12 protein-coding genes are annotated in these 11,960 nt (G+C 68.3%); 5 read left to right on the top strand and 7 right to left on the bottom strand.

Annotation, left to right across the window (positions count from 1 at the left end):
• Window positions 1-102 precede the first annotated feature (102 nt).
• Window positions 103-867 (top strand): VOC family protein, encoded by a 765-nt coding sequence (locus tag E5P3_RS09260; RefSeq protein ID WP_232073059.1) that lies wholly within the window; start codon window positions 103-105, stop codon window positions 865-867.
• 35 nt (window positions 868-902) lie between these two features.
• On the top strand, window positions 903-2,099 hold the full coding sequence (locus E5P3_RS09255) for an acyl-CoA dehydrogenase family protein (protein ID WP_162585698.1): 1,197 nt from the start codon (window positions 903-905) through the stop codon (window positions 2,097-2,099).
• Window positions 2,100-2,116: 17 nt separating this feature from the next.
• Here E5P3_RS09255 and E5P3_RS09250 read toward each other — a convergent pair whose 3' ends face one another.
• Window positions 2,117-2,506, bottom strand: a complete 390-nt coding sequence (locus tag E5P3_RS09250; RefSeq protein ID WP_162585697.1) for an OsmC family protein — start codon at window positions 2,504-2,506, stop codon at window positions 2,117-2,119.
• 71 nt (window positions 2,507-2,577) lie between these two features.
• Entirely contained in the window at window positions 2,578-3,621 is a 1,044-nt protein-coding gene (locus tag E5P3_RS09245) for an aromatic ring-hydroxylating dioxygenase subunit alpha (RefSeq protein ID WP_162585696.1), read from the bottom strand.
• 257 nt (window positions 3,622-3,878) lie between these two features.
• On the opposite strand from E5P3_RS09245, the gene E5P3_RS09240 reads away from it, so the two are divergent.
• The 3 genes from E5P3_RS09240 (at window position 3,879) to E5P3_RS09230 (ending at window position 7,143) form a co-directional block, all read left to right on the top strand.
• Window positions 3,879-4,400 carry a nucleoside deaminase gene (locus E5P3_RS09240; protein ID WP_162585695.1) on the top strand — a complete coding sequence of 174 codons (522 nt, stop codon included), beginning with the start codon at window positions 3,879-3,881 and terminating at the stop codon, window positions 4,398-4,400.
• A gap of 172 nt (window positions 4,401-4,572) precedes the next feature.
• Complete coding sequence (locus E5P3_RS09235) at window positions 4,573-5,403, top strand: urease accessory protein UreD (protein ID WP_162585694.1); 831 nt, start codon at window positions 4,573-4,575, stop codon at window positions 5,401-5,403.
• Window positions 5,404-5,700: 297 nt separating this feature from the next.
• On the top strand, window positions 5,701-7,143 hold the full coding sequence (locus tag E5P3_RS09230; protein WP_162585693.1) for an MFS transporter: 1,443 nt from the start codon (window positions 5,701-5,703) through the stop codon (window positions 7,141-7,143).
• Here E5P3_RS09230 and E5P3_RS09225 read toward each other — a convergent pair.
• From E5P3_RS09225 to E5P3_RS09205, 5 genes are all read right to left on the bottom strand, one after another.
• Window positions 7,133-7,819, bottom strand: coding sequence for a GntR family transcriptional regulator (locus tag E5P3_RS09225; protein WP_162585692.1), 687 nt, complete (start codon window positions 7,817-7,819; stop codon window positions 7,133-7,135). The two genes, E5P3_RS09230 and E5P3_RS09225, sit on opposite strands and share 11 nt — an antisense overlap.
• A 72-nt stretch (window positions 7,820-7,891) precedes the next feature.
• Entirely contained in the window at window positions 7,892-9,346 is a 1,455-nt protein-coding gene (gene hydA, locus E5P3_RS09220) for a dihydropyrimidinase (RefSeq protein WP_162585691.1), read from the bottom strand.
• A gap of 22 nt (window positions 9,347-9,368) precedes the next feature.
• The gene (locus E5P3_RS09215) at window positions 9,369-10,091 is read right to left on the bottom strand and encodes an amino acid ABC transporter permease (RefSeq protein WP_162585690.1); all 723 of its coding nucleotides are present in this window, start codon (window positions 10,089-10,091) and stop codon (window positions 9,369-9,371) included.
• A gap of 36 nt (window positions 10,092-10,127) precedes the next feature.
• Window positions 10,128-10,958, bottom strand: a complete 831-nt coding sequence (locus E5P3_RS09210) for an ABC transporter substrate-binding protein (protein WP_162585689.1) — start codon at window positions 10,956-10,958, stop codon at window positions 10,128-10,130.
• Window positions 10,959-11,010: 52 nt separating this feature from the next.
• A complete protein-coding gene (locus E5P3_RS09205; protein WP_162585688.1) occupies window positions 11,011-11,907 on the bottom strand; it encodes a dihydrodipicolinate synthase family protein in 897 nt (298 codons plus the stop codon).
• Window positions 11,908-11,960 lie beyond the last annotated feature (53 nt).

Here is an 11,960-nt window from a genome sequence, read left to right as displayed (position 1 = left end):
GGGGTGGGCCTTGTCTCTTGTGGTTTGTATATTTGTTATATCATATTCAAAATTGCCAGCATTGGCGAGCACAAGGAGACAGACGTTTTGACGACGAGATACTTGAGACTTCGCCAGCTTTGCCTGGTGGCCGCCAAGCTGGCACCGGTGGAGGAGGATCTGTGCGCGGTCTTCGGGGTGCGGGTCTGCCATCGCGATCCCGAAGTCGGCCAGTTCGGCTTGCACAACGCCCTCATGCCCTTCGGGACCAGCTTCGTCGAGGTCGTCGCGCCGCAGCGCGAAGGCACCACCGCGGGCCGCTACCTCGATCGCCGGAAGGGCGATGGCGGCTACATGGTGATCCTCGACAGCGAATCGCTGACGCGCTGGCGCACGCATGTCGATGAGATCGGCGTGCGCATCGCTGCGCCGCTTGCGCTCGGCGACTACGAAGGCATGCAGCTGCACCCGCGCGATACCGGGGGCGCGCTGCTCGAGATCAACACCACGCGCAACGGCGCCGACCTGAACGGCCCCTACTGGCCAGCGGGTCCGCATTGGCGCGAAGCGGTGTCGGATGCGCGCGTGCAGGGCATCACGGGCGCCGTGCTGCAGGCGGACGATCCTGCCGCGCTGGCGGCGCGCTGGGGCCGCATCCTCCAGCGGCCGGTCGAGCGCGCGGGCGATGGCTGGCAACTGCAGGTCGACAACGCAAGGCTTCGTTTCGTGGCGCCGCGAGACGGTCGCGGCGAGGGGCTGGCGGGCATCGAGCTGGCAGTGAACGACGCGTCGGCCATCCGGGCCACTGCGCAGGCTCGCGGGCTCGCGGCGGATGCGGCGGGCGTGAGCGTCGGCGGCGTCCACTTTGCGCTGGGTTCTGAGAACTGACGCGGCAAGCGGCCGCGTCCACCAGGAGACAAGAGATGGAACTGGCTTTTTCGAAGGAAGAGCAGGCGTTCGCCGATGAAGTGCGTGCCTTCATCACCGAGAACCTGCCGCGCGACATCGCGCGCCGCGTGGAGCACGACCTGCACCTGCATCGCGAGGACTTCATGCGCTGGCAGCAGATCCTCGGGCGGCGCGGGTGGCACGCGTACACGTGGCCGGTTTCTCAGGGCGGGCCCGGCTGGAGTGCGACGCAGCGCTACATCTTCGAGACGATCAGCGCGGAGCTGAACTGTCCGACCATCCAGCCCTTCGGGCCACGCATGGTGGGCCCGGTGATCTTCAACTTCGGAAGCGTTGCGCAGAAGCAGCAGCACCTGCCGGGCATCCGGGCATCGACCGTGTGGTGGTGCCAGGGCTATTCGGAGCCGGCCTCCGGCTCCGATCTGGCCTCGCTCGCCACCCGCGCCGAAGACCGCGGCGATCACTACCTGGTCAACGGCCAGAAGATCTGGACCTCATACGCCCACCATGCCGACTGGATGTTCTGCCTGGTGCGCACCAGCCGCGAGGCGAAGGCGCAGCACGGCATCTCGTTCCTGCTGCTCGACATGAAGTCGCCGGGCATCGTGATACAGCCGATCCCGATGCTGGAGGGCACGCACTCCTTCAATGCTGTCTTCCTGACCGACGTGGAGGTACCCAAGTCCAACCTGGTCGGCGAAGAGGGCCGCGGCTGGAGCTACGCGAAGTTCCTGCTGGAGCATGAGCGCGTCGAGAACTCGAACATCGGCTTCTCCACCTTCGCGATGCGCCGCTTGCACCGCATCGCATCGGGCGTGCAGCATCGCGGCCGTCCGCTCATCGAAGACCCGGTGTTCCGCGCCAAGGTGTCGGCCACCGAGGCGCAACTGAAGGCGCTGGAAGTGACGACGCTGCGGGCGCTGTCGAGCATGGGCTCGGGCAGCTCGCCCGGCGCCGGGCTGGCCTCCGCGCTGAAGATCCGGGGCACCGAGATCGGCCAGCGCATCACGGAGCTGATCTTCGAGGCCGCCGGCCCCGATGGCCAGATGCTCGACCCGCCGCTGATGCGCGGCGAAGGGAAACTCGATGGCATCGAGGCCAGCGTGCGCGGTGCGGCGCCCAACTATTTCTGGCGCCGCGCGATGTCGATCTACGGTGGCAGCAACGAGATCCAGCGCAACATCATCGCCAAGCACGAACTTGGCCTGTAGGGCCGCGAACCTTCGCGTCAGACCAGGCGCGTCTCGATCTCCGTCTTGACCTCGGTCATCAGCCGGTGCACCGGGCACTTGCCCGCCACCCGCAACAGCGCCGCCTTCTGCTCCTCGCTCAGCGCGCCGGTGACATGCAGCGTGGAATCGAGCTTGTAGAGCCCTTGCCGCTCCTGGCTGTCGTCGCGGTTCACTGCCACCTCGATCTCCTCGACCGGGATGCCCTTGTGCTGCGCATAGACCAGCACGGTCAGCGCCTTGCACGCGGCCAGCGCGGAGTCGTAGAGGTCGTGCGGCGTGGGGCCGGCGTCGTGCTCGCCGCCGGTGTCCACCGCGATCTCGTGGGCGCGGACCTTGATGATGTGACGGGTGCCGGTGATGCCGTCGCGTCGAACGGTGATGCTCATGGGGTTTCCTTGTTGCGATGGGCTTCGCTGCGAGCGATGGTAGCCGGAAGGAAAGCGGGTCCACTACATGCTCACCGATGCACCTCCGACTCCCCATGTTTCGCCAGCAGCTGCATCATGTGCTTGCGGATCAGCATCCCCGGCCGGTCCGATTCCATCGAGTACTCGACGCCACGCCGGCGCGTGTCGACCAGCGCGTCGGGGTCGGTCGATTCGAGGATGCCCTTGTCCTCGCGCGTGATCTCCGCGTCGAAGTCGATCAGCATCTGCGCCGGGCAGTCGGCCTCGGTGTCGTTGCGGAACAGCCATTGGCACAACTGCATGCGGCCGTCGTCGATGGGCGTGAAGCAGTTGATGATGACGTGGCGGATGCCCGAGGGATATTCGATGTCCAGCCGCCGCGAGAAGGGCAGGAAGTAGGCGTTGCGCATGTGGCGCGTGGTGACCGGCTCGGTCACGCCGCTGATCTTCTGGAAGCGTGGCGGGTTGGCGGCCTCGATGACCGTCTCCGCATGGAAGCCCCCCTCGTTCTCCACCAGCTCGTACTTGCTGGGCTTCGGGCTCGCGGCCACGCCGAATGTGGCGCGGTGCACGAAGCTGAAATGCGAGTTGTCGAAGGAGTTCTCCAGCGCACGCATCGGGCTGGTGTGCCATTCCTCGTAGAACTGGAAGATGGTGCGCCAGCCGGGATCGTCGAACTCGGGGATCGGCGGGATGTCGGCGATCGGCGCTTCCAGTGCCACCCAGGCATAGCCATGGCGCGCGGCGCAGGCGTAGGCGGTGGTGCGGTAGTCGGGGGAGATCGGGCGACCGGCCTCGTATTGCGGGATGCGGATCACCCGGCCGCCGCGGTCGTAGGTCCAGCCGTGGTAGCCGCACTGGATCGCGCCCTGGCCGCAGGCCTGCCCCTGCGCGTCCACGCACCAGCCCTTGGAGAGCTTCGCGGTGCGGTGGCAGCAGCGGTCGCGCAGCGCGGCGGGCTGCCCTTCGGCGTCGAGGAAGAGGACGATGTTCTCGCCCAGCAGCGTGAAGGGCTTCGGCCCCTGCTGCAGATCGGCCAGCGGCATGACGGCATGCCAGAACTTGCGGAAGACGGGTTGCTGCGTGACGAGCATGGGAAAGGAACTCCTTCGATTGCGTGGGGTGACGACCATGAAAGAGCAATTTCCCGCCGCGGGCACCAGGACTGGGTTGCCGGGCTGAACGCTTCTACTCTGCGCAAGTCTTCAAGCAATTTGCGCGCCCGCATTGTGCGCCAGCCAGGCGCTCCGGCGCGCCGAGATCGGCGACGCATCCCGGCATGGCTCGTGCTTTCCGTCAGGTATCCGACCCCGTCCCGATCGGCATCGGCGCGCTTCGATAGCATGAACGCATGGATTCGCTCCTTCTTCCCACCCTTCCCCCGGAGACCCCGCTCGACGAGCGGGACGGGCGCTACCTGCGCAAGGCCATCGTGTGGTCGCATGCCGCGCGGCGGCGCGGCAACCGGCCCTTCGGCGCGGTGATCGTCTCGGCCGACGGCGAGGTGCTGGCCGAGGCTTGGTGCAACACGGCCGAGACGGGCGATGTCACCGGTCATGCCGAGACCAATGCGGTGCGCATGCTGGCCGGGCGCGGTCTCTCGCGCGACAAGCTGGCGGCGGCCACGATCTATTCCTCGGGCGAGCCCTGCGTGATGTGCGCGGGCGCCATCTTCTGGTCCAGCATCGGTCGCGTCGTCTTCGGCATCGACGCCGAGCGGCTGCGCGCGTTCCGCGGCGAGCGCCCCGAGCAGCGCGACGTCGAGTTGTCCTGCCGCGACGTGTTCGCGGCTTCGGCGCATCCCATCGAATGCATCGGGCCGGCGCTGCTCGATGAGGCGATGGCAGCGCATGTGGGGGCCTGGAAGAGCTAGCGAGACCCGTCTTACCTCACCTCTGCCGCTTCCTTGGGCAACCCAGCGCAAGTCCTTGCGGGACAACGCTCTGGGGGGTTATACCCGGAGTTCTCCACAAGCTTGTCCACGTCTTCCGGGGACGGATTCCGACGAGCCGAGCCACCCCCGTCCTACTCCCTACACTCGCCCCATGCCCTGGAACGCGCGACTCGAGCTCGACTACCGACTGGAAGGCACGCGCAGCGTCGCGCGCTTCCGCCACGAAGGCCCGCTGCGGATCCTGCAGAGCCTCTACCCGGAGGGCGATGCGGTCTGCCACAACGTGCTGGTGCATCCGCCGGGCGGGCTGGTGGGCGGGGACACCCTCGACATCCGGGTGAGCGCGGCAGCCGACAGCCATGGGCTGATCACCACGCCGGGCGCCAGCCGCTTCTATCGCTCGGAGGGCGAGCCGGCGCTGCAGCGCACAGCACTGCGGTTGGAGCCGGGGGCGCGGCTCGAATGGCTGCCGCTCGAAGCCATCTGCTTCAGCGGCTGCCGCGCGGAGAACCGGCTCTCGCTGCAGCTCGCCGACGGCGCGGAGCTGATCGGCTGGGACGTGACGGCGCTCGGCCTGCCCGGTGCCGGCAAGCCCTTCGAGCGCGGCACGCTGCAGCAGCACATCGAGATGCCGGGCGCCTGGCTGGAGCGCGGGCGCATCGATGCCGCGGACCTGCGGCTGCTCGATGGCCCGCTGGGCATGGCCGGGCATCGGTGCCTGGCCTCGCTCTTCTTCGCCGCGGGCACCCCGATCGCGCGGGCACGGCGCGACGGCGCACTCGACGCCGCGCGCGCGCTGGTCGAAGCCCACGCGCTGCGCGACAGCGCCGGCGCCACCAGCCCGCAGCCGGGCGTCGTCGTGCTACGCGTGCTGGCGCCCCTGGTCGAGCCGGCGATGCAGCTGCTGCGGCAGGTCTGGAAGGCCTGGCGCGCCGAGCTGTGGCAGATGCGCGGGGCGCCGCCGCGCATCTGGGCGATGTAGCCCGGCGCCCCACTCGCTGTGGGCGCTCGCCCTACCCGGCGGTCCGCCCTTCTCCGTCGCACCGTCGAAGCATCGATGGCTATCTTGAGTGCTCCCAAGTAAAGGAGACCTCAAAATGAAAAGCATCATCCTCTGGCTGGCAGGCGTGCCGATCGGCGTCATCATCCTGCTGAAGGTGTTCGGCGTCTTCTGATGCATCGATAGATCGCAGGCCCCGCACATGGGGCATGCGACTACATGCGCGCCGCTTCGGCGGCATTAGGCTCGCGGCATGGCCTGCCGCGCGAAGCCGACCCGATGACGGATGTCCACAGCGACATCCCGGCCCGCCTCGACCGCCTGCCCTGGTCGCGCTGGCATTGGCGCGTGGTGCTGGCCCTGGGCATCGCCTGGGTGCTCGACGGGCTGGAGGTCACGCTGGTCGGCTCCCTCGGCGGCGTGCTGGAGCGGCCCGACACGCTGGCGCTGACGGCCGGGCAGATCGGCTGGTCGGGCTCGCTCTACATCGGAGGCGCGGTGATGGGCGCCCTGCTCTTCGGCCGCCTCACCGACCGCCTGGGGCGCAAGAAGCTGTTCCTGATCACGCTAGCGGTCTATGCGCTGGCCACGCTGGCCACCGCCTTCTCGCCCAACTTTGCCTTCTTCGCGCTGTGCCGCTTTTTTACCGGGCTGGGCATCGGCGGGGAATACGCGGCCATCAACTCGGCCATCGACGAGCTGATCCCGGCACGCGTGCGCGGGCGCGTGAACCTGGCGATCAACGGCAGTTTCTGGATCGGAGCGGCGCTGGGCGCGGGGCTGAGCCTCGTGCTGCTGGACCCGCGGGTCCTCGGGCCCGTGTGGGGCTGGCGGGCAGGCTTCGCGCTGGGCGCGCTGCTGGCGGTAGCGATCCTGCTGGTGCGGCGCGACGTGCCGGAGAGCCCGCGCTGGCTGATGGCGCATGGCCGCGCCGAGGAGGCCGAGCGCATCGTCGCAGGCATCGAGGCGGAGGTCTCGGCGCAGCATGGGACGCTGCTCGCACCGTTGGGCCGCGTGCACTACAGCCGGCGCGCCAGCCCAGGCTGGCGCGAGGTCGCGCAGGTGCTGCTGCGCCGCTACCCGCAGCGCAGCGCCGTCGCGCTGGCGCTGATGATCTCGCAGGCCTTCTTCTACAACGCGATCTTCTTCACCTATGCGCTGGTGCTGACGCGCTTCCACGGCGTGCCAGAGGGCCGGGTGGCGCTCTACATCTTTCCCTTCGCGCTCGGCAACGTGCTGGGGCCGCTGATCCTCGGGCCGCTGTTCGACCATGTCGGCCGCCGGCGCATGATCGCGCTGACCTATGTGTGCTCGGGCATCGGCCTGGCGCTGACGGGCTGGGCCTTCATGCAGGGCTGGCTCGATGCGCGCAGCCAGGCGCTGGCCTGGTCGGCCGTGTTCTTCCTGGCCTCGGCGGCGGCCAGCTCGGCCTACCTGACGGTGAGCGAGGTGTTCCCGCTCGAGATGCGGGCGATCGCGATCGCGATCTTCTATGCGGTGGGCACGGGCGCGGGCGGCTTCGTCGCGCCGTTGCTCTTCGGCGCGCTGATCGAGACCGGCAGCCGCAGCGCGGTGGCCGTCGGCTATGCGATCGGGGCGGCGCTGGTGATCGGCGCGGGGCTGCTGGCGCTGCGCTTCGCGGTGGACGCGGAGCGCAAGCCACTGGAGGAAGTGGCGCCGCCGCTGGGCACCTCTTCGGGCGAAGACCCGCTCACTCGATGAGCGCGCGCTTGACGTCTTCCTGCAGGCTGCGCAGGTGCGCACGCATGGCTTCGCGGGCGCGCTCGGGATCGCGGGCGCGCAACGCGCCGATGATCGCGCCGTGCTCGTCATGGTTCTCGCGCTGCCGATGCAGCGGGCTGTGCAGCCGGAACAGCCGCGCATTGACGCGCAGCTCCTCCACCAGTCGCGGAAACACCAGGTTGCCGCTGGCGTTGGCGATCAAGAGGTGGAAGCGGTCGTCGAAATGGAAGTGCTCGATCTCGCTGTGTTCACCGCTGTGCAGCGCCTGGACCTCGGCCTCCAGCGCATCGATCTCGGCATCGGTGATCTTGCCCACCGCCAGCGCGATGGCCTCGCACTCGATCACCTCGCGCGCGCGCATGCAGTCGAAGTATTCCTTGGTGCCCAGCGCGCGCACGGCATAGGACCGCGCGTCGCGCCGCACCAGCAGGCCTTCGCCCGCCAGCCGCACCAGGGCCTCGCGCATCGGCGTGCGGGAGATGCGCAGGTCCTCGGCCAGGCGGGCTTCCTGCAACGGGCTGCCGGCCGAGATCTGGCGGTCGAGGATGAGCTGGCGCAACCGCTCGTAGGCCTGCTCGGCCAGACTGGTCGAACGCACCTCCAGCGGCGCGATGGTGATGGTGGCGGGTTGCGCCGGACTGGGGAGGCTTGGCATGCGGGGGTAGCGGGCGAACTCCACGTGGAGCGGGAAAAGCTTATCAGGCCCGCGCCGCCGCACCGGTCGACCTCACAACCATTTCTGCAATGGGTTGCCGGCGTTCGGCGCGCGCGGGCGCAGGCAGGGCAGGAATTGGCCGGAGCCCGGCTCGGCGCGGAACTCGCCTTCCTGCCACACCGCGCGCCCGCGCGACACGGTGATGCCGGGCCAGGCGCGCAGCTTCATGCCCTCGTAGGGTGTGTAGTCGGCAGCGTGGTGGAGCATGCCATTGGCGATGGTCTTCTCCTCGCCCTCGGCGAAGACATCCCAGACCACGAAGTCCGCATCGCTGCCGACAGCGATCGTGCCCTTTCGCGGATAGAGGCCGTAGAGTCGCGCCGGGTTGGTGGCGGTGAGCTCCACGAAGCGGTGGATGTCGATGCGCCCGGCCAGCACGCCCTCGCTCATCAGCAGGGGAAGCCGCGTCTCCACGCCGGGGATGCCGTTCGGGATGCGGTCGAAGGAGGCGTTCGCGCCCGCCACCCGCTTGCCGTCGGCCCCGTCGATGTTGAAGGGCGCATGGTCGGAGGAGACGATGGTGAAGAGCCCGCTGGCCAGCCCGTTCCAGATGAAGGGCTGGTTGGCCTTGTCGCGCGGCGGAGGGCTGCAGATGCAACGGGCACCATGCATCGGATCGTCCTGGTCCAGCCCCAGGTCCTCGGCGCTCAGGAACAGGTACTGCGGGCAGGTCTCGGCATGGATCGGCAGGCCGCGCCCGCGCGCCCAGTGGATCTGCTCGACCGCCTCGCGGCCCGAGACATGCACGATCAGGATCGGCGTGTCGACCAGCTCGGCCAGCGCGATGGCGCGGTGCGTGGCCTCGCGCTCCACCGCCATCGGCCGCGAGCTCGCGTGGTAGCGCGGCGCGGTGAGGCCAGCGTCGAGCAGCTGCTCGGTGAGCCAGGCGATGCAGTCGCTGTTCTCCGCGTGGACCATGGTCATCGCGCCATGGCGGCGGGCGGCGGCGAGCACTTCGAGGACCTGCCGGTCGTCCAGCTTGAGGTCGTCGTAGGTCATGTAGATCTTGAAGGAGGTGTAGCCCTTCTCGATCAGCGCCGGCATCTCGCGCCGCGTCACGTCGCGGGTCGCGTCGGACACGATCAGGTGAAAGGCGTAGTCGATCACCGCCTTGTCCTGCGCACGCCGGTGGTAGTCGTCCACTGCCGCCTGCAGGCTGAGTCCCTTCTGCTGGGCGGCGAAGGGCAGCACGGTGGTGGTGCCGCCGCAGGCCGCCGAGCGGGTGCCGGTGAAGAAATCGTCGGCGAAGCGCGAGCCGTCGCTGGTGGGCTGGTCGAAGTGGCAGTGGCCGTCGACGCCGCCAGGCGTGACCAGGCGGCCGGCCGCGTCGATCTCGCGCGCGGCGCCGCCCTCGAGGCCCTGCGCGATGGCGGCAATGCGCCCGTCGCGCACGCCGAGGTCGGCGCGGTAGCGGTCGCCGACAGTGGCGATGTCGGCGTTGCGCAGGATCAGGTCGTAGTGGCTCATGGCATTCCCAGTCCCAAGTGGACTAACGCTGCTCGAGCGCAGCCTCGGGCGGTGTCGCCGCGGGCGCACTCGCGTTGCCATAGGCGCGGCCGTAATGGCGCTCGATGCGGCGCTGCACGAAGTCCCAGGCGGTGGTCATCAGCAGGTAGTAGAGGGCCGCGACCAGGAACAGCTCGAGCACCATGAACTTTTCCTGGATCAGCACCTGGGTGCGGCGCAGCAGTTCCTCCATCGAGATCACCGAGGTGATCGAAGTGGTCTTCAGCAGGCCGTTGATGCTGTTGCCCAGCGTCGGCACGATCAGCCGCATCGCCTGTGGCATGACGATGTACCGCATGGTTTGCGCGTTGCTGAAGCCGACGGCACGCGCCGCGTTGGTCTGGCCCACCGAAATCGACTGGATGCCGCCGCGCACGATCTCGGCGAGGTAGGCCGCCTCGTTGAGGATCAGGCCCAGGAGCGCCGACTCGATGACCGACAGTTTCAGACCCAGCTGCGGCAGGCCGGTGTAGATGATGATCAGCTGCACCAGGAGCGGCGTGCCGCGGAACACCCAGATGTAGAAGTGCGCCGGCGCGTTGAGCCAGCGGCGGCTGGACAGCCGGGCCAAGGCCAGCGCGCAGCCCACCACCAGCCCGCCGGCGATGGCAGCCAGCGTGAGCCACAGGGTGGTCACCGCGCCGCTCAGCAGGTAGGGGTTGAACAGGTAGTCGGTGAATCCCGACCAGCTCCAGCCTTGTCCCATTGTGTTTCCTTCGCAGGTTCAGTGGGCACGCGCCGCTCAGCTCGCCGGGCCCTTGACGGTCACGGGACCATCGAAGGGCTTCACGCCGTACTGGTCGAACAGCTTCTGGAAGCTGCCGTCGGCCTTCATGTCATTGAGCACCTTGGCCATGGCGGCGGCGACCTCGCGGTTGCGGGTGGCCAGCGCGACCGGGGTCGGGAACAGGCCGTGCAGGACGCGGTCGAAATCGCCGCGCTTCTGGTACTCGGCGCTGGTGGAATCGATCGACAGCGCAACTTCGACCTGGCCCGCGCGCAGCGCCTGGAAGGCCATCGCGAAGTTCTCGAAGGTGCGGATGGTCATGCCCTTCATCCCCTTGTCCGTGAGCTGCTTGTCGAGCTCGCGTGCCTTGCGCTCCTCGAAGCCGCCGATCTCGACGCCGATGCTCTTGCCCGACAGGTCATCCGGCTTGCTGATCTTCAGCGGATTGCCCTTGGCGGTGCTGATGCTGATGGCCTGGTCCTCGTAGATCAGCATCTGCATCAGCTTGGCGCGCTCCTCGGTGTAGAAGATGCCGGTGTTGATGACATCCCAGCGGCCCGCCTGCAGACCCGGGATCATGGCGGAGAACTCGATGCGCACGTACTCGGGCGTCAGGCACAGGCGCTTGGCGATCGCCTCGCCCAGCTCCACGCGCATGCCCTTGAGCGCGCCCGTCTGGTCGACGAACTGCAACGGCGGCAGTGTGGGATTGACGGACATCACGAGGGTGCCCTTCTTGACCAGTGCCGAATCGGGCACCGGCGACTTGCAGGCCTGCGCGTTCGCGGTGCCAGCGCCGAGAAGGAAGAAAACCGAGGCCGACACGAGAGCGGGAAGCAGTTTCATGGTGATGTCCTTGGGGGAGTGAAGGAGGCGGAGGAGCAAGCGAGCCCGCGGCTCAAGCGCGGATCGAATCGAGGAGTTGCAGGCGATCGAGCTCGCGGCGCAGATCGGCCGCGTCGGCCGGCGGCAGCGGCAGGCGCGGGGCCCGCGGCTTGCCGACCGGCAGGCCCATCATCGTGAGCCCGTCCTTGGAGGCCGCGACATAGCGATGGCCACCGACCCAGCGCACGATCGGCAGCATCTTCTTGTAGAGCGCCAGCGCAGCGGGCATGTCGCGCTCGTCGGCCACCAGCTCGAAGAGCCGCGCCGACATCTTCGGGATCAGGTTGGAGCACACCGCCACCCAGCCCTGGGCGCCGAGCCAGAAGGACTCGTAGCCGAGGATGCCGGCGAACACCGTCATGCGGTCGCCGCACAGTTCGATGATGTCGCGCACGCGGGTCACTTCGAGCGTCGACTCCTTGATGTACTTGCAGTTGTCGATGCGCGAGAGGCGCGCCACCAGCTCGGGCTTGAGGTCCACGTTGGCGGTGGCCGGGTTGTTGTAGACCATGATGGGGATGCCGATCGCCTCGCCCACCTTGCGGTAGTGCTCGAAAAGCTCGTCGTCGGTGGGCGTGCTGTAGAAGGGCGGGATGATCATCACGCCGTCGGCGCCCATGCCCTCGGCCTCGCGGCTCAGGCGCACGCACTCGTCGGTCCACTCCGCGCCGGTGCCGATCAGGACCGGCACGCGTTTTGCAGCGGTGCTGACGCAGGTTTCGATGACCAGCTGGCGCTCCTCCGGTGTCAGGGACAGGAACTCCCCGGTGCTGCCCAGCGGGATCAGCCCGTGGATGCCCTCTTCGATCTGCCAGTCCACCAGCCTCTTCAGGGCCGGCACGTCGACGTGCCGGCCGTCGGGAGTCATGGGGGTGATGAGCACCGTATAGGTGCCTCGAAATGCTGTCATGGGCCGGTCCTGGGTCGAAAATCGGGTGGCGGGTGCTTAGGTATACGTGTAGT

It is taken from the genome of Variovorax sp. RA8, from assembly GCF_901827175.1.
In the GTDB taxonomy this organism is placed as follows: Bacteria; Pseudomonadota; Gammaproteobacteria; order Burkholderiales; family Burkholderiaceae_C; genus Variovorax.
This window is presented reverse-complemented; position numbering and strand designations above follow the sequence as displayed.